The organism is Photobacterium obscurum, assembly GCF_026191635.1.
GTDB classification, from domain to species: Bacteria; Pseudomonadota; Gammaproteobacteria; order Enterobacterales; family Vibrionaceae; genus Photobacterium; species Photobacterium obscurum.
In genome coordinates this window covers 56,921-81,289 of record NZ_JAKRRW010000006.1, presented here as the reverse complement: position 1 = coordinate 81,289, position 24,369 = coordinate 56,921, and the positions used below count along the sequence as shown (strand labels likewise).

General features: G+C 48.5%; 23 protein-coding genes, 2 tRNA genes and 1 riboswitch. Of the genes, 11 read left to right on the top strand and 14 right to left on the bottom strand.

All coding sequences use genetic code 11. From position 1 onward, the window contains the following. Positions 1–3: 3 nt before the first annotated feature. From cobI to MD588_RS09925, 9 genes are read right to left on the bottom strand one after another with little or no spacing between them, the layout of a single operon-like run. Positions 4–780, bottom strand: a complete 777-nt coding sequence (gene cobI / locus MD588_RS09965) for a precorrin-2 C(20)-methyltransferase (protein WP_265697018.1) — start codon at positions 778–780, stop codon at positions 4–6. Positions 781–804: 24 nt separating this feature from the next. After that, positions 805–2,034, bottom strand: coding sequence for a precorrin-6y C5,15-methyltransferase (decarboxylating) subunit CbiE (cbiE, locus tag MD588_RS09960; protein WP_265697017.1), 1,230 nt, complete (start codon positions 2,032–2,034; stop codon positions 805–807). A gap of 5 nt (positions 2,035–2,039) precedes the next feature. Beyond that, positions 2,040–2,684 (bottom strand): precorrin-8X methylmutase, encoded by a 645-nt coding sequence (locus MD588_RS09955; protein ID WP_265697016.1) that lies wholly within the window; start codon positions 2,682–2,684, stop codon positions 2,040–2,042. Positions 2,685–2,707: 23 nt separating this feature from the next. Further along, positions 2,708–3,838: a cobalt-precorrin-5B (C(1))-methyltransferase gene (locus MD588_RS09950; protein ID WP_265697015.1), complete on the bottom strand. Its 1,131-nt coding sequence runs from the start codon at positions 3,836–3,838 to the stop codon at positions 2,708–2,710. Beyond that, on the bottom strand, positions 3,838–4,542 hold the full coding sequence (locus MD588_RS09945) for an energy-coupling factor ABC transporter ATP-binding protein (RefSeq protein ID WP_265697014.1): 705 nt from the start codon (positions 4,540–4,542) through the stop codon (positions 3,838–3,840). Before MD588_RS09945 ends, MD588_RS09950 begins: the two co-directional genes overlap by 1 nt. After that, complete coding sequence (locus tag MD588_RS09940) at positions 4,539–5,333, bottom strand: energy-coupling factor transporter transmembrane component T family protein (RefSeq protein WP_265697013.1); 795 nt, start codon at positions 5,331–5,333, stop codon at positions 4,539–4,541. The genes MD588_RS09945 and MD588_RS09940 overlap by 4 nt, the downstream gene beginning before the upstream one ends. A 3-nt stretch (positions 5,334–5,336) precedes the next feature. Beyond that, positions 5,337–5,912: an MSCRAMM family protein gene (locus MD588_RS09935; RefSeq protein ID WP_265697011.1), complete on the bottom strand. Its 576-nt coding sequence runs from the start codon at positions 5,910–5,912 to the stop codon at positions 5,337–5,339. A 5-nt stretch (positions 5,913–5,917) separates the two neighbouring features. Further along, complete coding sequence (cbiM, locus tag MD588_RS09930) at positions 5,918–6,541, bottom strand: cobalt transporter CbiM (protein ID WP_265697010.1); 624 nt, start codon at positions 6,539–6,541, stop codon at positions 5,918–5,920. Positions 6,542–6,550: 9 nt separating this feature from the next. Further along, positions 6,551–7,315 carry a DUF4198 domain-containing protein gene (locus MD588_RS09925; RefSeq protein ID WP_265697009.1) on the bottom strand — a complete coding sequence of 255 codons (765 nt, stop codon included), beginning with the start codon at positions 7,313–7,315 and terminating at the stop codon, positions 6,551–6,553. A gap of 94 nt (positions 7,316–7,409) precedes the next feature. Then, positions 7,410–7,560, bottom strand: a riboswitch (cobalamin riboswitch). Between the two features lie 527 nt (positions 7,561–8,087). Here MD588_RS09925 and MD588_RS09920 point away from each other — a divergent pair. Both MD588_RS09920 and MD588_RS09915 read left to right on the top strand, forming a co-directional pair. Beyond that, positions 8,088–9,356 (top strand): FMN-binding protein, encoded by a 1,269-nt coding sequence (locus MD588_RS09920; RefSeq protein WP_265697007.1) that lies wholly within the window; start codon positions 8,088–8,090, stop codon positions 9,354–9,356. After that, positions 9,349–9,537: a hypothetical protein gene (locus tag MD588_RS09915; protein ID WP_265697005.1), complete on the top strand. Its 189-nt coding sequence runs from the start codon at positions 9,349–9,351 to the stop codon at positions 9,535–9,537. Before MD588_RS09920 ends, MD588_RS09915 begins: the two co-directional genes overlap by 8 nt. 68 nt (positions 9,538–9,605) lie before the next feature. On the opposite strand, the gene MD588_RS09910 is transcribed toward MD588_RS09915, so the two are convergent. Beyond that, complete coding sequence (locus MD588_RS09910; RefSeq protein WP_265697003.1) at positions 9,606–10,160, bottom strand: TetR/AcrR family transcriptional regulator; 555 nt, start codon at positions 10,158–10,160, stop codon at positions 9,606–9,608. A 279-nt stretch (positions 10,161–10,439) separates the two neighbouring features. On the opposite strand from MD588_RS09910, the gene MD588_RS09905 reads away from it, so the two are divergent. The 8 genes from MD588_RS09905 (at position 10,440) to MD588_RS09870 (ending at position 19,249) form a co-directional block, all read left to right on the top strand. Continuing rightward, entirely contained in the window at positions 10,440–10,955 is a 516-nt protein-coding gene (locus MD588_RS09905; protein ID WP_265697001.1) for a cytochrome c, read from the top strand. A gap of 57 nt (positions 10,956–11,012) precedes the next feature. Further along, positions 11,013–11,642: an FKBP-type peptidyl-prolyl cis-trans isomerase gene (locus MD588_RS09900; RefSeq protein WP_265696999.1), complete on the top strand. Its 630-nt coding sequence runs from the start codon at positions 11,013–11,015 to the stop codon at positions 11,640–11,642. Positions 11,643–11,696: 54 nt separating this feature from the next. Next, complete coding sequence (locus tag MD588_RS09895) at positions 11,697–13,175, top strand: reductive dehalogenase (RefSeq protein ID WP_265696998.1); 1,479 nt, start codon at positions 11,697–11,699, stop codon at positions 13,173–13,175. A gap of 12 nt (positions 13,176–13,187) precedes the next feature. Beyond that, positions 13,188–13,472 (top strand): hypothetical protein, encoded by a 285-nt coding sequence (locus MD588_RS09890; RefSeq protein ID WP_265696997.1) that lies wholly within the window; start codon positions 13,188–13,190, stop codon positions 13,470–13,472. Positions 13,473–13,677: 205 nt separating this feature from the next. Further along, positions 13,678–14,913, top strand: a complete 1,236-nt coding sequence (locus tag MD588_RS09885; protein ID WP_265696996.1) for an FMN-binding protein — start codon at positions 13,678–13,680, stop codon at positions 14,911–14,913. A gap of 2 nt (positions 14,914–14,915) precedes the next feature. Further along, complete coding sequence (locus tag MD588_RS09880; RefSeq protein ID WP_265696995.1) at positions 14,916–15,146, top strand: hypothetical protein; 231 nt, start codon at positions 14,916–14,918, stop codon at positions 15,144–15,146. A 9-nt stretch (positions 15,147–15,155) separates the two neighbouring features. Next, on the top strand, positions 15,156–18,731 hold the full coding sequence (nifJ, locus tag MD588_RS09875; RefSeq protein WP_265696993.1) for a pyruvate:ferredoxin (flavodoxin) oxidoreductase: 3,576 nt from the start codon (positions 15,156–15,158) through the stop codon (positions 18,729–18,731). A 23-nt stretch (positions 18,732–18,754) separates the two neighbouring features. Further along, positions 18,755–19,249 (top strand): flavodoxin, encoded by a 495-nt coding sequence (locus MD588_RS09870; RefSeq protein WP_265696991.1) that lies wholly within the window; start codon positions 18,755–18,757, stop codon positions 19,247–19,249. 61 nt (positions 19,250–19,310) lie between these two features. On the opposite strand, the gene MD588_RS09865 is transcribed toward MD588_RS09870, so the two are convergent. From MD588_RS09865 to MD588_RS09855, 3 genes are all read right to left on the bottom strand, one after another. Further along, positions 19,311–20,687 (bottom strand): L-serine ammonia-lyase, encoded by a 1,377-nt coding sequence (locus MD588_RS09865; RefSeq protein ID WP_265696989.1) that lies wholly within the window; start codon positions 20,685–20,687, stop codon positions 19,311–19,313. A 591-nt stretch (positions 20,688–21,278) separates the two neighbouring features. After that, positions 21,279–21,355 (bottom strand) — tRNA-Asp (locus tag MD588_RS09860). Between the two features lie 44 nt (positions 21,356–21,399). Continuing rightward, positions 21,400–21,490, bottom strand: a tRNA-Ser gene (locus tag MD588_RS09855). Between the two features lie 332 nt (positions 21,491–21,822). Between MD588_RS09855 and MD588_RS09850 the strand changes: the two genes are divergently transcribed. Then, positions 21,823–22,947, top strand: a complete 1,125-nt coding sequence (locus MD588_RS09850; protein WP_265696987.1) for a M14 family metallopeptidase — start codon at positions 21,823–21,825, stop codon at positions 22,945–22,947. Between the two features lie 96 nt (positions 22,948–23,043). On the opposite strand, the gene MD588_RS09845 is transcribed toward MD588_RS09850, so the two are convergent. Continuing rightward, positions 23,044–24,300 carry an adenylosuccinate synthase gene (locus tag MD588_RS09845; protein WP_265696985.1) on the bottom strand — a complete coding sequence of 419 codons (1,257 nt, stop codon included), beginning with the start codon at positions 24,298–24,300 and terminating at the stop codon, positions 23,044–23,046. Positions 24,301–24,369: the final 69 nt, after the last annotated feature.

The window sequence follows — 24,369 nt, the reverse complement described above, 5'->3', positions numbered from 1 at the left end:
CGATCAACTCGCTTGGGCGACAGTCGCTTCTGTGCCTCGTAAAATGCCTTTGCGAGAACGAATAGAAAGCTGAACCATTGAGAAATAGCGATGCTCCAGCGGGACATCATTAAGGTTGGTGTAGATCTCTTCTTTGTCTGTACTGGCGTGAGAAACATAGGTGGCACAATCTTGCAGGCCAAGCTCTTCCAGCTTCGCGGCAAGTTTGGAGATCATACGACCGGCTTTGATCAGCATGATGGTATCGAAGTCATGAACAAGTTCGGACAAGCATTCAATACCGTAAGTTGCCGGTACAACACAGAACCTCTCCTGACCATCAGCCAGAGGGATCTTAGTTGCCGCAGGTACCGCGGTAATAGACGTCACACCAGGAACTATTGTTGGCTTAAGTTCCGGTTTGAGTTCGGCCAGCTCTTCCTGAACGTACGCCCAGGTACTAAATACCGACGGATCACCTTCCGTCACAAATACCACGGATTTTCCTTGGTTCAAAAAGTCCAGAATTTGTCTTGCCGCCGACTGCCAGGCCGGGACATTCAAAGAGGCATCGCGCGTCATCGGGAAGTGCAGGAAGCAGCGCTCACCTTGGATCTGCTCTTCAGAAATGGCACCAGTCACAATTTCCCACGCAAACGAGTCTGCTTTTCCTTTGTTTTTTTCAGGGATCGCAATGACATCAGCTTGTTGGATCAAACGTGCCGCTTTAAGCGTCAGTAACTCACTGTCTCCGGTGCCGACCCCAACCGAATATAGGTGTCCCTGCTTAATTGTGTTCATAGTGTTGTACTCCTATATTGCTGTTTATGCTGACTTAGTTAGGGTAAATAGATGAATAGGGTTCTCCGCCTGATAGCGAAGGTAATGTGCCAAAGGCTTGGTTTGCGAGATGTTGACAAGCTGCACATCAAAAGCGAGAGCTTGTCCTTTTGCCCACTGATAGATTTCGGCTACGGTGTCTAGCGTGACGGCTGAAACAACTAATCGGCCGTTGATTTCCAACCGTGCCCAAACCTCGGACAAGATGGCGTCCATTGCTCCACGGCTGCCGCCGATAAAGACGGCATTAGGTGCAGGTAATTCGGAAAGTACATCCGGTGCCTTGCCTTTTACCAGCTGAACATTGTCTGTCCCGTGTGCCTGGATATTGGCTGCAATACTGTCAAAACAGTCCGGGTTGCATTCAACCGCAAAGACCTGGCCTTTCCAGCCAAGTTTCGCCGATTCAATGGCAATAGAACCAGAACCCGCGCCAATATCCCAAACGGTATCCAAGTGATTAATTCGCAATGTCGTCAACGCTAAATTACGTACTGCCTGCTTGGTAATTAAGCCATTTTGCGGCATACGTTTGAGGAAACTTTCGTCGTCGGCAAACTGGCCGTTTCCGCCCCAATATTGCTGCTCGGTTCTCTGCGCAACCAGGATGTTTAACGGGTCAAACCCGACCTCTGACTTGGCGAGGTCTGCCACGCTAAATACCGTTAGCTGTTCGTTCACCCCACCTAGCTGTTCGCAGACCGTGAGCGTCCAGCAGGTTTCGTTGTACTGCTGCATGTGCCGGGCGATAGCCTGCGGAGTATTTTTGCTATCGGTTAATACGGCAAAGAGATCGCCTTGCTGCATCTGGCTCACAAAGCCTTTTAGCTCTCTGCCATGGCAAGATAAAAACCGGGCTTCTGACCAAGGTAGTGAAAGTCGCGAAAAGGCCAACTGGGCAGAACTTAGCGATGGAATAAACGAAACGGCTTCCGCTCCCACTCTCTTGTTCAATGTTGCGCCAATGCCAAAAAACAGAGGATCACCTGAAGCAAGAACAACAACATCGCCTTCTTCGCTTTCATCAACCACTTGGTTCATCCACTGCGAGAAACCCTGGGTCATATCCAGAAACAAGCCTTCAAATTGCGGAAACCATTCAAGGTGCCTTGGGTGTCCGGCAACAACACGAGCCTGGCTGACCGCGCTAACGGCGCGACTTGTCAGTCCCAGACAACCATCTTCCGGTACACCGACTACGATAATACTGCTCATACTGCTCACACCGTCTGGGCCAGAAGCGCATGGATGGTGGAAACCACAATCGGGCTACCGCCTTTGCGTCCGACGCTGGCGATATAAGGAACTTTGCTCTGTTCAACCAAGGCGTCTTTTGACTCGTCCGCTTTCACAAATCCGACAGGAATACCGATAACCAGTGCCGGTTTGGCTTCACCGGCTTCGACCATTCTTAAGATTTCATAAAGTGCCGTCGGCGCATTGCCGACACCAATAACCGCGCCATCGAGTAGCCCTAAGTCCCGCGCCTTACGCATTGACCAAATCGCACGGGTATCCCCTTTCTCTTTAGCGGTCGCAATCACATCTTCATCACTGATAAAGCAATAAGCCTTGTTGCCATGAACAGATAGGCGCTGGGCACTGAGGCCACTGGTGATCATGGTGACATCACTGATAATCGGGCAACCCTGTTTCAGTGCTTCAAGCCCCGCTTCAACTGCACCCTCACTGAACTGAAAAAGCTTGGCGAACTCAAAATCGCCAGTTGTATGAATGGCGCGTCGGACAACAGGCCACTGCATCGCATCAAAGTGATGCCCGCCACGAAATTCGTGGATCTCCTGGTCAATAATGAAGAATGAATCTCTTTCTATCGCCTGGCCCTGACGGGTCATTTGTTTCATTTTGTCCACTTCTATTCCGCCTGTTATTGGATTTTCTTCTGTGAAAATCGAGGAAAGCTGGCTAGCAAGTTGCCATCAAAATCAATAAGGAGAACCTGTATATCCAGCGCTTCTGTTGTGTATTGGTTGGCATGTTCATGTGCTTCGCGACACAAACGATTGAGGTAAGATTGAGCGTTGAGTTTGCGCACCATCTCTAAAACATGTCGCCCTGTATTTGCAGATGAAATTTGTTCACAAACCGATTGAGGAATATTCTCCTCACGAGCGAGAGCACTGAGCTGCCCAAAGTCGATTGCATGCCCGGATACGTGGGTCATCATTCGCCCGGAGACCAGCTTCGCCATCTTGCCAATCATGGCAACCAGGGTGACTTGTTGGATCTCATAGCGCTTTGCCGCTCGCAGACCAACACCAATAAAATCTCCCGCCTGAATAAAGGCCAAATCAGATAGTTCCGGAAGCAGTTTCATGGCGGCTTTTTCGGAGCGGCTCCCTGTCGTTAATACAACGTGCTCACGGCCATTGGCCCTGGCAATCTCAATAGACTGACGTACTGATGCCGCAAAAGCCGAGGTCGAAAATGGCTTAACCGTTCCCCTGGTCCCTAAGATAGAAATGCCACCAAGAAGGCCTAAACGATCATTAATCGTCTGCTTGGCGGCCTCTTCACCACCAGGCACACAAACTTCCAGTTCAATTCCAATTTCTTCACGTAGCAAGGCGCTTGCTTTTAACCATTCAAGCTCCGCCATCTCATAGATATTTTTTCTTGGCACCGGATTTATCGCCGGCTCACCGACTGCTAATTCAAGGCCAGGTAAGGTCACGGTTGCGACCCCTTTGCCACCAATAAGTTGAATACCTGGGCTATTTTTCCAACGCGCAATACATTGAATCTCTAAACCATGAGTACAATCCGGATCATCACCTGCATCTTTGATAACGCCTGCGACAACTTCGTCAATCCCATCTAGCCGCGCAAGTTCAAACGTGGCGAGCTCTCGGTTTGGCAGCTCTATTTCAATCTCGGAAAAATGCGCTTGGGAGACCAGCTTGCGAACCGCCGCCCTGGCAGCGGCTGCAGCGCATGCCCCGGTAGTATAGCCACCACGCAAGTCTGAATTCTTACGAGAGCGCTTTAGCTTACCCATTAATGAACACTCTCCGGCACAGCCTGAATAATCGAGTCACCGGCACGTGATGACACTAGAGTCAGCCTGCCGTTTTCCAGCCGGTACTCGATGTCGGTTAGGGCATTTCGCAACTGCTGATCGTGACTTATTAATATCAAGGGCATGTCGAGACTGTTGATGGTATCGATTAAGAGTTGATAGTTTTTGTCATCCAACCCGTTTGTCGGCTCGTCGAGAAGAAGTACATCAGGCTCCATTACCAACACAGTCGCCAAAGCGGCCAGCCTTTTTTGCCCGCCAGACAACCGGTAGCTCACCTCATTAGCTAAGTGTTCAATACCCAAACGTGTTAGCGTCTGTCGTGACAATTTCTCGGCATCACCGCGAGATAGCCCTTGGTTAATAGGCCCGAAACAAACATCTTCCAAAACCGTCGGACAAAACAGCTGATCATCAGGATCCTGAAAAACCAATCCCAGACGTGTTCGCACCGCCGCAAAATCAGCTTCTTTGCAGCATGACTGGCCAAACAACTTAATTTCACCTTCTATATTCTGCACAAGGCCCAAAATCAGCTGCAGCAAGGTGCTCTTGCCACTGCCATTACTGCCTGTGACCGATACTTTTTGCGATGCTTCCAGGCGGAAGTTCAGGCCATCGGCGCATTGGCTACCGTTCGGTCTTTTAAAGACGACATTGCTTAGCTCGATAAGCGTACTCACAGGGCACCTCCGGCCAGGAAATAGTGTTCGATATACGGGCGCAAAATCTCTGCGCAAAAAATAGTTATTGTCAGCAGCAAATAGCCTGCTAACTCCCAGTTAAACGATGCCTTGCTACCTTGCTCTAAAGCTGCAGGAAACTGTCCTTTGTAGCCTCGGCATTTCATTGCAAACCAGATGCGGTCTGCTCTGGCTAAGGCTCGAATCAGAAGCATCCCGAACAAATAACCATAGCTGCGCCAATTATGCAGGGTTGGGCCGTTGCCAAAACCTCTTGCCAACATGGCGATTCTCAGGCTGGAGATTTCTTGCTGCATGACGCTGATGTATCGAATGCAAAATTGAAGCAAGAGAATGAATTTACCCGGTACCTTTAATCGGGTCAGAGCCTTGGATAACTCTAATCCCGATATGCCGTGGCACTGGCTAATCATCACAATGGACGAAACCGTCGACTTAATAAAAATATCCTGGGCCTTTACCAGGCCGAAAACCGATAGTTCAAATGGCCCGACAATCATGACCTCGTTTCCGACAACGGAAAACGGAAGAGGCAACACCGTTAAAATAACAACACTATCAATCAGCAGCAGTCGCTTTAATCCTGCTCGCACTCCCATCGCACTCTGTTTCCAAAACCACAGAGCCATCAGAAAATATCCGAGATGAGAGATACTACTTTCCGACAACACAGTTGCAGCCACGACAACAAACGCCACAAATAACCTGTGATGTATTGCCAGTGAGCGGTTATCACTAACTAAAGACCGACCGGAAAGAGTGATATCCATCAGTTACGCCTTTTTCCTGGTAACAAGGACAAACAGGCCAAAGAAGCCAAAAATGAACCCGATACCGCCAGCAATATCGCGAAACCGTGTTTTCGCTTCATACTGTTCGATTTGGCTTCTGAGGGGGCGGATCGCGTGTGCAATAGCCTGCTGAAGCTCAGCATTATTTGGCTGATTACATGCTCCGTTATTAACAGCTGTATTATTAGCCTCCACACTGGAGACTCTCGAAGGTTTATTTTCCGTTGCAGTAAAAGGAAACTCACTACTGTCGATAGCAAATTTGGCTTGGTGTCCCTGCCCACCATCAGCTTTTATCTGATAAGAATCCGCCTCAACATTTTTGAACACAAAGTTACCATCAGAATCGCTGGTTGCCGTCGCCAAAACGGAATCATTACGGATCAGCTCGATAGTTGCACTGGCAACTTTTCCGCCTCCGACAAAATAGGTCTCACCGATAACATCCTTGCCTTCAACGAAAGCAAACACCCTCATCTGATGGGCATAGCTAAATTGACTTACACCCAAAAGTATCAAGGCCAGAAGCGGCTTCATTAGCCGAAAATCAACTCTCATAATGCTCAACCTTCACTTCCTGGCTCTGCCGCTTTATTCATGTTGTACACAATCTCGGGGCGAACCTTTTTAACTAAAGAAAAACTATATGCGCAGATAAACCCTTCCAGTAGTGCAACCGGCAGGTGCGAAGTTAATACCAAGGCGGCACTGTTCCAGAATACGTCTCCTGAAAAAGTCAGGGATAATGCAACCAGTACACTGGTAAGCACTACGGCACCGAAACCGGCCATAAATCCGATCACACTTCCCGAATATTTGTGAATATGAGGAGACAGAAGCAGGTGAATTAACACCGCGGGCAAGGCAATATTGACCAGATTCACACCTAGAACAATGATGCCGCCAAACCCCAGGAAAACCCCCTGAAGAACCAAACCAACCGCAACAACCGGAAAGGCCGACCAGCCTAGTAACAGCCCAAGCAGTCCATTAAAGATCAGGTGTACACTAGAAGGTCCAACCGGAATATGAACCAATGAGGCAACAAAAAAACATGCAGCTAAAACAGCAGCTTGAGGTATTTTGTTATCATCTAGCTGACGCAATCCGTATACAGTTCCAACCACAGAAACGACTGCTCCAATAGCTAAAACAGGAATACTCAGTACACCATCAACAATATGCATCCTGCGCTCCTACTCAAAATCCACCGCTTGCAGCCAAATCACACCCGCTTGCTCAAGAGGATAAGATTTACCATCAATCTCGATAGGCTCATCCGCTTCAACTAGGGCAGCAATCCCCCACCAACCAGCTTTTGGTAGTGTTACAGAAAATTCGCCATAGGCATTTGTGGTTGTAATATGTTTTGCGTAAGCATCTTTGATAATTGGAACATTGGACTTATTGTCATATTCAACTTCAACGCTCACACCCGCAGCCGGCTTTCCGTTTTTAAGTACCCGGCCAGTAAACACACTATTTGTCCACAACCCGAAAGGTCTGGTTAGCGGTATAATTTCCACCGGTGTATTTAGCTGAGGAGCCCATTCTTCCCCGGCAGCAAAAGTATCCATGACCACTTTGGCATATTGGGCAATGGCAATATTTTCACTTTTTTCGATATAAGGCTTTTGATTAACGTAAAAAGTATATGTTCCCGGGCGTCTAAACTGATGTTTTAAAGACCATGCCTTTTGTTGTTCAATAGATATTTCTTTCAAATTTTCGGAAAGAATTTCTTTTTTACCAAGTCGCCAATAGCCTATTTCCTCAGGCTTATCAATAGCCATAATTGGCCCTTGAGTCATTGGATGAGTAAAATAAACATCAAAGTCTTGAGTACGTTCTGCTCCGTTCTCAATGACTTGATTTTGCGGGGTAATAGCAAGAAAATGCCCCCAGCTATAAGGGCTGGCGAATAAGGATGCAACAACAGAAAAAAATATTGTTTTTTTCATAATACGATTCAAATTGAGTCATTAACAACCCCCAATAATCCTGTGCATATGAAAGCAACAATTATCAATTTCTGAGTGTTCCCGCCCAGATTATTGGAGCCATATACTATTAGCAGGTTCTGGCTCACGGCTCTGTTATAGTTAATTAAATAACAGAAGCGCCGCTTACAGTTGCGGGTACAGCTTAGGCTTTTAACCTAATTCACTTTTAACTCGAATGAGCACTAAATAGTGTGAAAAAGTCTCTCACAGAGAATTGCAAATAAATTTGATTAATATCAAATTTATTAAAAAGGTGAAATTTCACCCCCCTTGTTTTCATATTCACTGATACATTTAATCCCAACGAAAAAACACCCATAGACCCCTTATATCATTGGGGTAAGCGCCATTTTTATCGCTGTCGAATTATTGCTCCACCGATACATTTGGATATTTACAAATTAGTGATCACCATCACAATTATTTGCCCAGTGACACAACAAACGGCAGATTTTACGCGCCTCAAACTCATACTGATGCATATAAATTAACTAATCAGATAGTGATTTATTGTGCTGGATCAATTCAACCAGAATTAATGCCCTCACTCGCTAAGATTAAAATAAAACCCTATGTACCAATCAGTACATAGGGTTTAAACTAAATAAATATGTACCCATCGGTACTTAACTTTAACGATAGATTGATGGGGCTGCTGGTGTCACCGATAAGAGAGGAACACTTGGCACTGAACAGCTCTAAGGTATTAGTTCTATTTAGGAAATTGAGTATGAGACGCTCTAATTCGAGAACTTCCAAGCTAATTACCCTGTTAGCCTGGCTAAGTTTGTTATCCGCCTTCTTGGTTGGCCACTTCGCGGCAAAGACCAACTATATCCACTTGTTATCGCAGCACTTTCCTGATTCTACATTTTCCAAGGCGCCGAATAGCGACAATGGCCCGCGTGCCTTCCTGCGCCATCATGAAGAGCTGGCCGAGCCTGAGTTGCTCCTTATTGCAGAAGGCCAAGGCTTTGGCGGGCCGCTCACCCTAGCCGTGAAAACCACCGAAAAAGGCAACGACAGTTATATCAACGAGGTCATTCTGCTCTCCGACCGTGAAACGCCGCCTTACGTTGCACGCCTTGCCAAACACAATTTCTACCGCGAATTTATCAGCAAGGATGTCCGCGATAACTTCATTCTCGGCGATGATATCGATGGCGTTTCCGGTGCCACCATTTCTTCCCAGGGGGTGACCAAGGCGGTACAGGAAGCCATGCACCTGAGTGCCATGGAGCGGCTCGGATTATCGTCAAGCTGGGAAGAGGAAAAATGGCAGCTGGAACTCAATGACGGCCTGCTGCTGTTGCTGATTGCCGCGATACTCTACACCACTTATGCCAATAACAAGCTCAGCACCAAACTCCGGTTACTGATCCCCTTTGCCAGCCTGGGCTTTATTGGTTTTTACATTAACTCTTCCCTTAGCATTGGTTCACTGGCAGGGCTGGTTATGGGGTATATCCCAAGCCCGAAGCAACAACTTACCTGGTGGATCATGATGGGATCGGTTCTGGGGGCCGTTTTGTTGCTGGGCAAAAATATCTATTGCGGCAAGCTCTGTCCGTTCTCTACGGTACAGATGCTGCTGCATAAGATAAGCGGTTTTAAATTTAAGATCAGCCGAGGTGTCACTAAGTATGCACGTCGCGGGATCTTATTCCTGGTCTGGGCTTCTTTGATGCTGATCTTTCTGTCGCATCATCCGGCCATGGGTACCTACGAACCCTTCTCTATGATGTTCTCTCTCGAAGGAATGGGAATGCAATGGTATGTTCTGCCGTTATCCTTGTTCGGCGCTTTATTTATTCCAGACTTCTGGTGTCGCCTATTTTGCCCGGTCGGCTACAGCCTCAATAGCCTGATCCGCACTCGCAACCAGGCAATAACAAAATTCGGCGATCTGACAAAAGCTAAGCCAACGGCAAAAGCTGAACCTATCGAAGTCCAGGCAGCCCCCCAAGATAACCGCACAACCCGGAGGAACAATGGCTAAATCAACTGTCACCCGGAACAAACCGAAAAAGAGCGAGCAAACGTTCGTCAAGGTATTGGCAGGCGCCACCTTGACCCTGATCCTGCTCTACTTTGTCCAGTCTGCCTTACTGATTGCCGAGAAACATCCGCTCAAAGCGGCTATTGCTAACTATGAACAACAAGTTCAGCTAGAAAAGTGATGAGCGATCTCGCCAGACAGAACCAAAGAGCCGCACTCTGTGAGTGCGGCTCTTTATACCCAATAACGTTACTTTTTAAGTAAGATTGGGATTAACTTTTCAGCTATTTCTTTATGTGCATGGGGATCTCCCTGCATCACCCCGCCCCAGACATGATGACAGAGTAAAGCCTGGGCACGTACTTCCTGCTCCCCTTCATCAAAACCTGCATCGGAAAAAGCCTGACGGAACACCTCCATCCGCCGACGGTAAATACTCTCGAACATCGCTTTTGCTGACTTATCATGACTGGCCCAGGCACCGATTGCCAACTCATATTTCAGCAGGTCATTCCCCATAACGGTATTATTAATAGCCCGCAAGCGCTCTATCGGCTCAAGCTGCGGCAGTTGCGGGTTTTCAGACACCACAAAGGTGAACTCCGAGGCCCAATACTCAAGTAAATGGTCCAGCAGATCTTGCCGATCTTTAAAATGCCAGTAGAAGCTGGTTTTGGCTACGCCCACCGAACGCGACAAGCTGCTTATCGTGAGTTTATCTACCCCTTGCTCGGCCAGCATCTTCAATCCAGCTTCCAGCCACTCTTCTTTTGAAAAACGCTGACGTTTCACTTTTTCCGTCATCTTAATGTCCATACCCCAAAAGTGGTTTTTGCTCTAAATCAAAAAAACATCTGTTTTCAGATTGAATGCTCGTTTTTTTGAACCTTGCTATGTACCAGCCGGTACATAGAAAGGTAATATTCTTCCCACTATGTACCGTGCGGTACTTAAGTAATTTAGTAAGCGATCTTGTCCATTATCCCTGATTAGTTGCAGATGGTTAACCCGTTTCTCAACACCAACAATATTTTATGGGCCAAACGCTTTCCCCTGGAAGCACGCAGTGAGGAAACTCTTAAAATGAAAAAGACTGTTCTTTCTCTTACCCTGGCGACCACCGCATTCTGTGGCTCTGCCGTGGCAAAGGAAATGCCCGATCCCTACACCGAAGCCGGGCCGGCAATACAAGTTCGACAAGGCATCCACCAGCTGATGGGCGCCACCCTAATGGACGCAGGTGCCATCGCGACAGGGAAAAAAGAATGGAACGGCTTTACCCTGCTGAACCGTGTCGATGGCCTGGCGCAAGTCGCCCAAATGTACAACGCCTTCTTCTTTGTTGAAGGTTCATTTGAGCAAAGTAATACCGTTGATGATCTGCTTGAACGTAAAACAGAATTTCAGAGTCAGTCTAAAGCCCTGCAAAACGCAACTTACGGCCTGCGTATGGCAGTCCGAAACCATGATCCTGCAGCCAGCATGAAAGGTTTTGTTTCTACCATTCAAGCCTGTAATGCCTGTCACCAGAGCTTTATGAAACCAGGTACTGAAGTGATCTTACCGCTGCCGGCTCAGGATGCTGCACCAGCACACTAATCACCAGCTGATTAAAACCGAGATCAAAATCTACGTTTAGAACCAAAGGCAATTCCCATGAAAGACATTAAGCCAATATCCCTCGAGACCAATGAGCAAAAAGTCAGTTACGGCATGGGGTGGCAATTTGGCCGCCACCTCCTGACTCACAACTTTGACGGCTTGGATATGGAAGCCGCTTTCGCCGGTGTCTTAGACAGCTTCAATGAGAAAGAGGCCCCGCTCACCGAGCAGGAAGTGGAGACTGCATTCAAGACTATTGCCGCCCGAGTGGAAGTGGCTCGACAGAAAGAAGCCGCAGAACTCGCCGGGCAGAGCCAGTCCTTTATGGCAGAAAACGCGCTGAAACCTGGAATCATTACCACTGACAGCGGCCTGCAATACAAGGTGGTGGAAATGGGGGAAGGCCGCCAGGCCGGTCTGGTCGACAACGTCATCGTCCATTATCACGGCATGCTGATCACCGGCGACGTCTTCGACAGCTCTTATGAGCGAGGCGAACCAGCTGAATTCCCGATCCAGAGCGTGATCCCGGGCTGGACCGAAGTCTTACAGATGATGCCTGAGGGTTCTAAATGGCGCGTATATGTACCGGCGGAACTGGCTTACGGCGAGATGGGTAAGCCACCGAAAATTCCGGGCAACGCGGCCCTGATCTTCGATATCGAATTAATCCAAGTTGTTTAACCTTTGTTTTCCAACATTTTTTAATTCCCTTTTCTATAAAGAGAATGGTGCTTTATGACAAATCAAGTAGAAAACCAGAACGTAGCCGATCAGATTGATGACGATCTGCCGAACATGTCCCGCCGTGGTTTCTTTAAGAAAACCGTGCTGGGCGGTGGTGCGGCCATGCTGACTGGCGGGGCCGTATTGGGTGCTTCGAAAGCCTCCCTTGAGGGCTCGACCAATACGCCAGGAATCGAAATTGACGAATCCATTTTTAAGCCGAAAGACCAGCGTGACGTTATGCTGTGTCATGCAACAAGCCCTTATCTGTCAAAAGTCAGAAACCCTGAACGTGCCGAGCAATATGCCCGTCTGTGGAAAAAAGATTTCAATTTTAATGACGCGATCCAGACCTTCGAAAACCGCGATCATTTCGACAACAATAAAGTCGGTTACGGTCAGGCTGACCGCGCTATCGGCCACGCCGCCTGGTATCCGTTGGTTGTTGCCAAATCACGGGCTTCGGCCTTTACCCAGCCAAACACCCCGATGCACAGCTGGGATCAGACTGACGTGGTTGAGGAGAAATTTGACTGGGGAAGCGGCAAACGTGCCGCTGATATGATCCGCTCTACCGCTCGCCTGTTTGGTGCCGTCCGTGTGGGTATCGCCAAGTTCGACAAGCGTTTTGTTTATGATCCGCTGTATGACGCCGTTGATGAGCGCACCCTTTCCTGGGAAAAAGATTTCCCGTTCAAACCAAAATCGGTGATCGTTATCGCCACGCCGATGGACTACGATAACGTGGCTACCGCACCGTCATGGACTTCCGAGGGCTCAACCGGTAACGGCTATAGCGACATGGGTAAAATCGCCTGTCAGGTTGCCAAGTTTATTCGCGGCTGTGGTTACAACGCTGTGGGTGCCGGCAACGATCTGGCTAACTCTGTCGCATACGCGATTTTGGCTGGTTTAGGCGAAGGGGGCCGAAACGGCTCTTGCATCATGCCGGGGGTGGGTCCGCGTGTCCGTCTGTGTAAAGTCTTTACCAACATCGACTTTGAAGATGCTTACGATCAACCTCATACCTGGGGGATTCGCGAGTTCTGTAAGAGTTGCATGAAATGTGCCGAAGCCTGTCCTTCCGGTGCCGTCAGTAAAGATGTCGAGCCAAGCTTTACCCCAACCTATGAGTTCAGCGACGAACCCGATTACACCTGGAACAGCCATGTCGGGATCAAAAAGTGGCACTCAGACTCTAAGCGCTGCTTCAACTTCTGGATGGATAACGATACGTCATGCCTGAACTGTGTGGCCAGCTGTACCTTTAACGAGCCAGATTTCTGGCATCACTGGTTCATCATGTCGGTTAACCCACTGATGCCGAAATTCATTCACTCCCTGATGGCAGAAGCGCACCCGGCATTTGGCTACGGTGGCCAGAGCCGTACCCCGATCCCGGTCAAGGTAGAGAAATTCTGGGCATCCGGCGAAGGTATGCGTACCAACACCTCTATGAAAAATAACATCGGCACAGCCGGTAAAGCCTAAGGAGCATAACTAATGGAAGCACTGCAATGGTTCTCGCTGGGCGTGATCAGCATGTTGGCAATCAACGGCATGGTTTATGCCCATCAGGTGATCAAGCTTAAATGGTATACCCTTCCGCTGCTGCTGGCCGGGGTGTTGGATATGCTATTTGGTATCGCCTGGAGTGGCTCTTCGTTCATCGAAGGTTATCCGCAATCCGGCGCGATGGGACTGTCTATTTTCACCGGCTCTGGTTTGCTGATAATCATCATGACCTGGCGTCATCTGGTCATCCCGGGCCTCAAAGCTGCCAAGTAATATTTATAGGGGCTGAGGCCCCTATTACTCATGCAATGAACTTTATTATTGATCTTTATCAACCGTGACTTTCTAAGGATTATTTGTATCTGGAAAAGTCCCATATTTACCTTTTCACCATTCAGCGACTAACTACCATGGATGATAAATATTTTCCCTTCGAAACCTAGGGGAAATCGCTACTCAGCCCATTGGTAGATAAATTATGGCCAGAAAATCTAAAAGAAAATCTAATCAGGTAATTGAAAAAATAGCCTCAGTAATGTCGCTATTTATTCTTATTGCAGCTTGGTGGTTCGGTGGAATACAAATATCGGATCGCCAGTTTACGATGCTCGAGTCTTTAATTGAGGAAAATCAGCAGCTGGTAAAGATTGAAGAAAACCTGTTCCAAATTATTGAAGGTGAAGAAATCAAATCCTGGTTAGGTATCGGGACCGGTATCGGCTACGGTGGAGAGCTGAATATTGCGTTAAAACTCGATAATAAAGGAACCGTTCAACAAGCCAGTATTTTATCGATAAAAGATACGTCTTCTTATGTTAATAAAGTAATTGAAAACGGCCTGGTTAACAAAATATTGGGTGAAACCAGCCGCAAGCAGATCCAGGCTGATGGTATCAGTGGTGCGACTCTCTCTTCTAACGGTATTTTGCAAGGGGTGAATGAGGCCGCCGAACCCGTCAGGCAACAGCTTTTCAATTATCAGCTAAAGGAACAAACCAGTCCATTAGATACGGTTGGCTTTCTGGATCTGCTGGCCGTTGTTATGTTCTTCCTGGCTGTATTTATCAGCCGCTCTGGCAGCATTCATAAAGTAAAAATACAGTGGACACTGATGATAGCGTCACTGGGAATATTTGGCTTCTATTCTGCCTCGCTGATTTCATCCTCTACCATGGGGATCTTGATTTCGGGATCTTGGAGATCCGGCTTAGGTAACTATACCGCCTTCGTCCTGTTGGTACTGAGTCTTGGTTATATTTTGCTGTTTAATAAAAACCTCTACTGCCAGATGCTATGCCCGATGGGGATCACCCAACAGTGCCTGTCCAAGCTTACCAACTCAAAGACAATCAGCCTGAAACATAAAGCCTTTCAGTGGTTCCCGCGTTTTCTGTTACTCGCCACGCTTGCGTGCGGCCTGTATTTCAGAAACCCGTCAGCATTTAGCTACGAACCATTCGGCATCATGTTTGGCATGGTCGGCTCGCTGTACCTATTTATCCTGACGCTGTTGGTGTTGATCACTTCTTTGCTCGTTCACCGCCCTTGGTGCAAGACCCTGTGCCCGATCACAGCGATGACGGATTACATCGTCTTTCTCAAAGATTGGTACAAACAGGCAACCAAACCAAATAAGAAGAAAAAGAGAATGGCCACCGGCAATAAGCAACCGGCCGCGGCACAATCTATCTCCGTGAAAATCGAGGAGGCATAACCATGAGAAAGAAAATCCTAACCGCCTTCTATTTTGTTGTTGCCAGCTTAATTCTACTGACCCTGAAAGAAGACCTTAGCGCTGCTTACTACGCAAACCGCTCTCAAGAGCCTCAGTATGTCTTCTCTCTGGACGTTCAACTAAGCGAAGAAGAAAAGAAAGAGCAACTACGACAAGATGTACTTCAATGGGCCCAAGAGTATGACTCTTCAGTAACTAATAAATACCAATAAGGAAAGGGTGTGACCAATCTAAACAGAGAAAAGTCTGCCTCTCTGCAATGTGAGACTGATATCCGTATCGTGGATGGGAATGAAGCAGCAGCATCCGTTGCCTATCGCTGCAATGATGTGATTGGGATATACCCTATCACTCCCTCTTCTGCCATGTCTGAACATTGCGAAGAATGGAGCAATAACAAGCAGCCAAATTGTAGAGGCGTAGTACCAAGCATTTATGAAATGCAATCTGAAGGCGGCGCGGCCGGTCTTTTGCATGGTGCCCTAAGCGCGGGCTCGTTAGCGACATCATTCACCTCTTCTCAGGGATTGCTGTTGATGATCCCGAATATGTACAAAATCGCCGGAGAGCTGACGCCATTTGTGCTCCATGTTGCTGCCCGAACCGTCGCCACCCATGCCCTATCTATCTTCGGTGACCACTCGGATGTGATGGCGGTAAGGCAAACCGGTTTTGCCATTCTGGCCAGCAACTCAGTACAACAAGCACATGACTTTGCCCTGATAGCACAGGCGGCAACCCTCAAAAGCCGGATCCCGTTTGTCCATTTCTTCGATGGCTTCAGAACCTCCCATGAGCTTAACCATATTGACTACCTGCATGATGATATTCTCAAGCAGATGATCAATCCGCAGCTGGTCGACCAGAGCTATGCAAGAAGGCTAACGCCTGACGCACCGATGCTAAGAGGGTCTTCACAAAATCCGGATACCTACTTTCAGGCCCGAGAAGCCGTTAATACTTATTACGACAGCTGCCCGGATGCAGTTATCGAAGCGATGGATAAATTCACCCAACTCACCGGACGCCAGTATCAGCCTTTCGAGTACTTCGGTGACGAAGCGGCGACTCATTTAATTGTGATAATGGGCTCTGCGTGCAGCACGGTGAAAAAGACGGTCTCGGCGCTGCAAAAACAAGGCGAAAAAGTGGGTGTGCTTTGCGTTCACCTGTTCAGGCCGTTTGCCATTGAACACTGCATCAAGAGTATTCCTGACAGTGTTAAAACCATTGCGGTACTGGATCGGACCAAAGAGCCCGGCGCAATTGGCGAACCACTCTATCTGGATATCGTGGCAGCAATCAGCCATAGCTGGAACATGTATTACGACACCGCTATGCCAAGAGTGTTTGGCGGCCGCTATGGCCTCTCTTCAAAAGAGTTGACGCCCCAACATGCCGAAGCTGTTTTCAGCTCGCTCATTACCAATAGCCTCAGTCACAACTTTACTGTCGGCATCAAAGACGACGTCACCCGTCTGTCATTACCGCCACTACCGACAAAATCACTGGTTAAAGACACTTTCAACCTCAATGCAATGTTCTTTGGCCTGGGCTCAGACGGTACAGTCGGTGCCAACAAAAATACCATCAAGATAGTCGGTAACAACAGCAGCTGGTTTACCCAGGGCTACTTTGTCTATGACTCCAAAAAATCAGGCGGCATGACCACGTCCCACCTTCGCTTTGATGACGCCCCTATTGATGCGCCATACCTAATCGAAGGCGCGGACTTTCTTGGCTGTCATCAATTCAGTCTGCTGAAAAACAACGATGTGCTTTCCTTTGCCAAACAAGGTGCAACCGTCCTGTTCAATAGCACTTACTCGGCGAGCGAACTATGGCATCAACTCGGTTATAGAGAACAGCAACATATCATCAAAAAAGGCCTCAAGGTTTACACCATTGATGCGAGTAAGCTGGCGAATGAAAAAGGGATCAAAGGCCGAATCAACAACATTATGCAGCGCGCCTTTTTCCTGCTGACCGACCTGATGGATTCCGGCAAAGCGTTGGAGCTGCAAAACCAAGCCATCATTAAGACCTATCAAAATAAAGGCAAAGCGGTCTTGTGTTCAAACCTTGCCGCCGTGAAAGGGACTGACGCTAAGCTACACCCTGTCGCAATTGAGGCAACCAGTCTGAAAGCCCCGATTATCGTTCCAGCAGTATCGAGCAAGGCGCCTGAGTTTGTGCAAAAGGTCACGGCAGAACTGATGCATGGCCGAGGCGATTTGCTGCCCGTCAGTGCCTTCCCGGTTGACGGAGCCTGGCCGACCGCAACCAGCAAATGGGAAAAACGGGATATCGCATCAAGTGTTCCGCAGTGGAACGAAGAGGCTTGTACCCAGTGCAACACCTGTAGCCTGGTTTGCCCTCATTCGGCGATTCGCGCCAAAATGGTCAGCAACAAGCTCGATCTTGACGATGCGCCGTGCTCATTTAAGACCACCGACTACAAATTGCGCGACTTCCAAGGTGAAAAGTACACCCTACAGATATCCCCACAAGACTGTACCGGTTGCCAGCTCTGCGTCGAGATGTGCCCAGCCAAAAGTGAAGGTGAGCAAACTCAGAGCGCTCTGGCAATGGTTGCCAGAGATAACATTCCATCCGAGCAACAAGAAAACTTCGAGTATTTCACCCAGCTCCCTGAACTTGAACCAATAGATATCAAGCGCATTGATGCAAGAAGCAGTCAGCTTCTGGAACCGCTATTGGAGTTCTCCGGAGCCTGTTCCGGCTGCGGTGAGACACCCTATATCAAACTGCTGACCCAGCTTTACGGTGATCACATGCTGATCGCCAACGCCACGGGCTGCTCATCGATCTACGGCGGCAATTTACCGACCACCCCTTATGCTCAAAATGCCAACGGCCAGGGTCCGGCATGGGCAAACTCACTGTTTGAAGACAACGCAGAATTTGGCCTGGGTATGCGAATGGCAGTGGATAGCGACAAGGTAATCGCTCTACACCTACTGGAAAAGGAAAAAAGTGAGATCCCGGAAATACTCTACAAGGATCTCGTCGAACTCGCTTCAGATTCCTCAACAAAAGGGATTAGTGCCCAACGTGAAAACGTCAAGCAGCTGAAGTTAATGGTCAGTGAAGCTCACCCTCTCCAGCAACATGCGGACGCGCTTGTTGCCAAAAGCGTCTGGATTTTAGGCGGTGACGGCTGGGCCTTCGATATCGGATTCGGTGGCCTGGACCATGTTCTGGCCAGCGATAAAAACGTCAATATTGTGGTTCTGAACAACCAGGTATATGCCAATACCGGCGGTCAGCAGTCTAAAGCGACACCAACCGGCGCTATCGCCAAATTTGCCAGTGAAGGTAAACCCAATGCGGGTAAGGATCTTGGTATCACGGCGATGATCAACGGCAATGCCTATGTCGCCACCGTCGCGCTTGGCGCCAATATGAACCAGTGCCTCAAAGCAATTCAGGAGGCGGAAGCCTATCCCGGTCCTTCCTTGATCATTGCTTATGCATCCTGCATTACCCACGGTATCAACATGTCGAAGGGGATCGAGCAACAAAAGCTATTGGTTGAAAGTGGCTTATGGCCGCTGTATCGCTTCGACCCTCGCCGCAAAAATAAAGGTAAGGCTGCCCTGCAACTGGATTCCCGTCCGGCCAAACACCCAATCAGTGATTTTGTTGGCCAGCAAAACCGGTTTAAACAACTTTCCGCAAGGGATCACCAGAGCTATCTGGAGAGAATCGATTCCCTGCAGGCACAAGCTGAACATAAACAATCACTGCTAGATCAACTAGCGGATTGGAAATAGTTAAATAAAGTAGAGAGAAAACAATGGAAAATATCGCTGTTATCTATGGTAGTGATTCAGGTTCTACCCAAAAAGTAGCCGCTCAGATTGCTGAAAAGTTTAACGTCAGCAGCCAGGATATTGCCGACATTGATGTCGATGACCTGCCCCAGTACGAGCTGGTTATCATGGGCACGCCGACTGTTAACCATGGGGAAGTTCAGTCTGACTGGGACTACGCCTTAAATGAGATTGAAGATCTCGATCTAGCGGAGACCAAAGTCGCCATTTTCGGATTAGGTGATCAGTTGGAATATGCCGATACGTTTGTCGACGCCATGGCCGATCTTGCCGATGTGTGTGAAGACGCTGGAGCTGAGATTATTGGTCAGTGGCCAACCGAAGGCTATGAGCATAGTGAGTCTCGCGCCGAAGAAGACGGTCAATTTTTAGGTCTTGCTATTGATGTTGAGCGCCAGGCTAACCTTACCCAGCAACGTGTCGACAAGTGGGCTGAGCTACTAAAAGCGTCACTGTAGTAAAACGAAGTTAAATGACCTCAGGCTTTGTCGGAGGTCATTTAACTCTGAGTCATTTACTTCAGCAAGCTGTTACATTAATTGCCAGCCCGCCAAGTGATGTTTCCTTATAATGATTCATCATATCCAACCCGGTTTGGTGCATTGTTTTGATGACATCATCCAATGAAACATGGTGAGATCCGTCACCACTCAATGCCAAACGGCATGCATTAATGGCTTTTACCGCCCCCATGGTATTCCTCTCAATACACGGTACCTGTACCAAGCCATCAATCGGATCACAAGTTAACCCGAGGTTATGCTCCATCGCAATTTCAGCCGCATTTTCTACCTGCTCTGGTGTCCCTCCCAACACTTCAGTCAATCCCGCGGCCGCCATAGAGCATGCGACACCAATTTCTCCCTGACAGCCCACTTCAGCGGCAGAAATCGATGCATTGGCTTTATATAGCGAGCCTATTGCTGCAGCGGTTGCCAGAAAATCATATATACCCTTTTGCACGTTATCCTGCTTGTTTTGAGCAACAAAACGTATGTAATAAGCCAGAACGGCGGGGATCACCCCAGCAGCTCCGTTCGTTGGCGCAGTCACCACTTTGCCTCCAGCGGCATTTTCCTCGTTAACTGCCATGGCATACAAGTTTACCCACTCTTGTGAGTCGACCTGCTCACCACGTTCTTGTCTTGCTTTCAAATCCTGCTGGATTTTGTTCGCACGCCGTTTGAGCTTAAGGCTGCCAGGCAATACCCCGGTTTGTGCAATACCCCGTTCAATGCATTGCTCCATTACCGACCAGACATGATCCAACTTAGTTTGCGGGTCTTCATCACTACGCGCTTGTTCATTGGCTAACATGATTTCGGCAATAGAAAGCTGATGTTCCTTACATAGCGCTAACAATCGGTTTCCCGAGCTAAACGGATAAGGCAGAGGTGATGACGAAGCCATCTCTTGCTCTGCCTCCCCTTTGGCGACTATCGCTCCACCGCCGATAGAGAAGTAGGTTTTCTCGGCAATGACTTCGCCCTGGCGGCCATAAACCGTAAAGGTCATGCCGTTGGGGTGCTCGGGGAGAAAGGTGTCGTTATGAAAAACAATATCTTGAGACCAATCAAAAGGGACAAAGCGCTGACCGGCCAGAGGCAGATCATGAGAGCCTTTCACCATACTCACCAAGGTAGGAATATCATCAGCTTCTATGGTCTCTGGCAACTCCCCCATTAGCCCCATCACACAGGCAATATCCGTCGCATGCCCAAGTCCTGTCAGGGCCAGAGAACCATAAAGGTCAACTCTGACTTTAAACGTTTGTTCTAGTAGGTCCTGCTCTTTTAAAAAAGTGGCAAATCCTGCAGCCGCTGCCATCGGTCCTACAGTATGGGAGCTGGAAGGACCCATCCCAACCTTGAATAGCTCAAAGATACTATGTGGCATTTACCTGTCTCCATGCTTATCTATCGGGCTTGGACTACTGAGCCCATCACAACCTTTAACAATTGCAAAACATATTAGACAAATTCCACTAACTGAGACAAAGGTTTCTTTTAGGAAACTTAACCTGGCTCACACAGATAGATAAATCGGTAATTTGCGCACAAGCGAGACTCTTCGAGAACTCATTCGACCGCAGGGCGAACACCAGATTCAACGCATACAAAAAGCCCCGTCATTTCTGACGAGGCTTCATTGTAGTGGCGGAACAGCTGGGGTCGCACACGACCGGGACTCATTCGACCGCAGGGCAAACACCAGATTCAACGCATACAAAAAAGCCCCATCATTTCTGACGAGGCTTCATTGTAGTGGCGGAACGGCTGGGGTCGCACACGACCGGGACTCATTCGACCGCAGGGCAAACACCAGATTCAACGCATACAAAAAAGCCCCGTCATTTCTGACGAGGCTTCATTGTAGTGGCGGAACGGCTGGGGTCGCACACGACCGGGACTCATTCGACCGCAGGGCAAACACCAGATTCAACGCATACAAAAAAGCCCCGTCATTTCTGACGAGGCTTCATTGTAGTGGCGGAGCGGACGGGACTCGAACCCGCGACCCCCGGCGTGACAGGCCGGTATTCTAACCAACTGAACTACCGCTCCAATTCTTTGTGAAATCCGATGGTAACCATCCAATTTCTAGAATATGGCGGAGAGATAGGGATTTGAACCCTAGATACGCTACAAACGTATGCCGGTTTTCAAGACCGGTGCTTTCAACCACTCAGCCATCTCTCCGTAAGTGCGGTGAATAATACGCAGCTCTTATGGATGTGTAAAGTAGCCAAGCGTCTAACTGCTCAACAGATAACCATTTTCTTGTTTTTTTCCTATTTTTATTTAGCACTGAGTAATTAGCACCCGGCAAGAGTAAAAATAACACACTCTTAGAGTTCTAAATTGGCTCTACTAACAACTTATCTTGCACACCTACTCCACAAGCATTCAATATGAGGTTCGTTAGAGACAGCCAACACCGCCGCTGAAAGCAGTGTATGAACGTGAAAACGTAAGCTGCAGCTATAGTTATGTTAGTCTCGAACCTTCACCCCAGACAGATAACTACAACGATGAAAATATTCAGCAATTTTGAAAGTGGCAACATCCATGTTGTCAGCGCCAACAACCCGGAAGATATCCAGCTCACAATACCTAATGACAACCAGTCTGAGTTTTACCAGTGGTTTCACTTCCGTCTGGAAACCCAAGCGCAGACAGAACACCACATTAAGCTCCTGAATCTAGCCAAGTCTGCCTACCCTGAAGGATGGCAGGACTATGATGTGGTCGCCTCTTACGATCGCGAAGAATGGTTCCGTATTCCTACCGAATTTGACGGCGATACCCTTAGTTTCAAAGTGATCCCCGAATACGGTTCGATGTACTTCGCCTACTTTGCACCTTATAGCTACGATCGCCACCAGGACTTGTTGCATCAAGCTCAAACCCACTTTAACTGCCAACTGGAAACGCTAGGCAGTACACTTGATGGCAATGACATGAGTCTGCTGACTATTGGCGAGCCATCTGACGAAAAGAAAAACATCTGGATCATTGGTCGCCAGCACCCGGGCGAGACGATGGCGGAATGGTTTATCGAGGGCCTGCTACAACGCCTGCTGGACGAAACCGATACTGTCGGACGCGCTCTGCTCGACAAGGCGGTATTCCATATCGTACCGAATATGAACCCGGATGGCAGTATTCGCGGTCACCTGCGTACCAATGCGATCGGGGTAAACCTCAACCGTGAGTGGCAAACGCCATCAATAGAGAAAAGTCCAGAAGTCTATCTGGTTCGTGAGCGGATGCTAAAGACGGGAATGGATATGTTTCTGGATATTCACGGTGACGAGGCAATCCCTTACAACTTTGTCGCAGGCAGTGAAGGCATCCCGTCATATGATGAGCGCTTGGCCAACCTTGAGTACAAGTTCAAGCAAGCCCTGCTAACCATTACCCCCGAGTTTCAGGACGAGCATGGCTATGACAAAGAGAAACCGGGCGAGGCCAACCTTACCGTTGGTTCCTGTTGGGTGGCAGAGCAGTTCAAATGTCTATCTTACACTGTAGAAATGCCGTTCAAGGATCACAACCTTCAGCCGGATAGCTTCTATGGCTGGTCACCAGAGCGCAGCGTGGCTTATGGCCAGGATATGCTGGCAGCAATACTCGCTGTAGTTGGTGATGTGTAAAAACTGACTGGTGGATTGGTAAATGACAAACAGGCTGACCATTGCTGGCCAGCCTGATTGCTTCCCTGGGTATGTAAGCAGTTACATCAATCAGCTTTAGCGATTAATCATCTGCTCACGCTCAGGGCCTACCGAGATCATCTTGACCGGTACACCCATGAGTTCTTCAATGCGCAGTACATACTTCTGCGCTGCAACCGGCAGGCTTTCAAACGTACGACATCCAGTGATGTCCTCGCTCCAACCTTCCATTTGCTCGTAAACTGGTGCAAGTGCTGCCGTTTGTGGCCAAATTGGGTTTTCGCTATGGTCGCCATCATACGCGACACAGATTCTCAGGTCTGACATGCCACTTAGGCAATCAACCTTGGTCAGGGCAATTTCAGTTGCCGCCTGAATTTCTACACCATTGCGAGTCGCTACCGCATCAAAGTAACCCATATCACGCGGACGCCCGGTAACCGCACCATATTCATTGGCTGACTCACGGAATGCATCTTGCTCTTCCATTGCGGTGATCAAAGTACCGGTGCCGACTGATGAGCTGAATGCCTTAGCGACAGCAATCACCCGCTCAGGACGAAGTGCCGGTAATCCACTACCGATACCGGCATAGGTTGAAATCACATTGGATGAAGTCGTCCAAGGGTACTCGCCGTATACCAAATCACGACCTGCACCTAACTGGGCTTCAAATAGTAGATTCTGATCTTTTGCCTGTAGCTCTTTTAGAGGCAGAGTGACGTTGCAGATCGCATCACGCCAAGGCGCTGAGACTTCAAGCAGCCACTCAGTCATCTCTTCAGCCGTTTGCTCAAATTCAAATGATGGATACAGCGCTTTAAGCTGTGGCAGTTTCCAGTCCATCATGAACTGAATACGCTCGCGCAGCACTTCAGGTTGCTTCAACCAACCGACCAAGATACCTTTTTTCATCACTCGGTCGCCATAAGCGGGTGCTATGCCCTGACGAGTCGAACCATAAGCTCCGTCACCCAAGCGTTCTTCTTCAAGTGTGTCTTCAATAGCGTGGAGTGGAAGACAAAGCGTTGCACGGTCTGAAATACGCATATTGACGTTAACGCCAGCCGCTTTTACTTCAGCCAATTCTTCGGTTAATGGAGCCGGGCTGATCACCATTCCTGGGCCTAGCACCGCAATACAATCAGGATTAAACACGCCGCTTGGAAGCTGGTGCAGTTTGAACGTACCGAATTCATTTACCACGGTATGGCCTGCATTGTTACCACCCTGAAAACGAATGCTCGCTGATGCCTGATCGGCTAAATAGTCAACGATACGGCCTTTACCTTCATCACCCCAGTTTGCACCAACAACAACAATAGACGACATGATTTACTCTCCTCAAAAGCGAAGTCCATATCCTATGCCTCGATATGGAATAAGAAAAATTAATAATCG

What these genes read in the sequence shown, in the direction of transcription:
- cobI (WP_265697018.1), bottom strand. Translation starts at nt 780, where the DNA reads ATGAACACAATTAAGCAGGGACACCTATATTCGGTTGGGGTCGGCACC.
- cbiE (WP_265697017.1), bottom strand. Translation starts at nt 2,034, where the DNA reads ATGAGCAGTATTATCGTAGTCGGTGTACCGGAAGATGGTTGTCTGGGA.
- MD588_RS09955 (WP_265697016.1), bottom strand. Translation starts at nt 2,684, where the DNA reads ATGAAACAAATGACCCGTCAGGGCCAGGCGATAGAAAGAGATTCATTC.
- MD588_RS09950 (WP_265697015.1), bottom strand. Translation starts at nt 3,838, where the DNA reads ATGGGTAAGCTAAAGCGCTCTCGTAAGAATTCAGACTTGCGTGGTGGC.
- MD588_RS09940 (WP_265697013.1), bottom strand. Translation starts at nt 5,333, where the DNA reads ATGGATATCACTCTTTCCGGTCGGTCTTTAGTTAGTGATAACCGCTCA.
- MD588_RS09935 (WP_265697011.1), bottom strand. Translation starts at nt 5,912, where the DNA reads ATGAGAGTTGATTTTCGGCTAATGAAGCCGCTTCTGGCCTTGATACTT.
- cbiM (WP_265697010.1), bottom strand. Translation starts at nt 6,541, where the DNA reads ATGCATATTGTTGATGGTGTACTGAGTATTCCTGTTTTAGCTATTGGA.
- MD588_RS09925 (WP_265697009.1), bottom strand. Translation starts at nt 7,315, where the DNA reads ATGAAAAAAACAATATTTTTTTCTGTTGTTGCATCCTTATTCGCCAGC.
- MD588_RS09920 (WP_265697007.1), top strand. Translation starts at nt 8,088, where the DNA reads ATGAGACGCTCTAATTCGAGAACTTCCAAGCTAATTACCCTGTTAGCC.
- MD588_RS09915 (WP_265697005.1), top strand. Translation starts at nt 9,349, where the DNA reads ATGGCTAAATCAACTGTCACCCGGAACAAACCGAAAAAGAGCGAGCAA.
- MD588_RS09910 (WP_265697003.1), bottom strand. Translation starts at nt 10,160, where the DNA reads ATGACGGAAAAAGTGAAACGTCAGCGTTTTTCAAAAGAAGAGTGGCTG.
- MD588_RS09905 (WP_265697001.1), top strand. Translation starts at nt 10,440, where the DNA reads ATGAAAAAGACTGTTCTTTCTCTTACCCTGGCGACCACCGCATTCTGT.
- MD588_RS09900 (WP_265696999.1), top strand. Translation starts at nt 11,013, where the DNA reads ATGAAAGACATTAAGCCAATATCCCTCGAGACCAATGAGCAAAAAGTC.
- MD588_RS09895 (WP_265696998.1), top strand. Translation starts at nt 11,697, where the DNA reads ATGACAAATCAAGTAGAAAACCAGAACGTAGCCGATCAGATTGATGAC.
- MD588_RS09890 (WP_265696997.1), top strand. Translation starts at nt 13,188, where the DNA reads ATGGAAGCACTGCAATGGTTCTCGCTGGGCGTGATCAGCATGTTGGCA.
- MD588_RS09885 (WP_265696996.1), top strand. Translation starts at nt 13,678, where the DNA reads ATGGCCAGAAAATCTAAAAGAAAATCTAATCAGGTAATTGAAAAAATA.
- MD588_RS09880 (WP_265696995.1), top strand. Translation starts at nt 14,916, where the DNA reads ATGAGAAAGAAAATCCTAACCGCCTTCTATTTTGTTGTTGCCAGCTTA.
- MD588_RS09870 (WP_265696991.1), top strand. Translation starts at nt 18,755, where the DNA reads ATGGAAAATATCGCTGTTATCTATGGTAGTGATTCAGGTTCTACCCAA.
- MD588_RS09865 (WP_265696989.1), bottom strand. Translation starts at nt 20,687, where the DNA reads ATGCCACATAGTATCTTTGAGCTATTCAAGGTTGGGATGGGTCCTTCC.
- MD588_RS09850 (WP_265696987.1), top strand. Translation starts at nt 21,823, where the DNA reads ATGAAAATATTCAGCAATTTTGAAAGTGGCAACATCCATGTTGTCAGC.
- MD588_RS09845 (WP_265696985.1), bottom strand. Translation starts at nt 24,300, where the DNA reads ATGTCGTCTATTGTTGTTGTTGGTGCAAACTGGGGTGATGAAGGTAAA.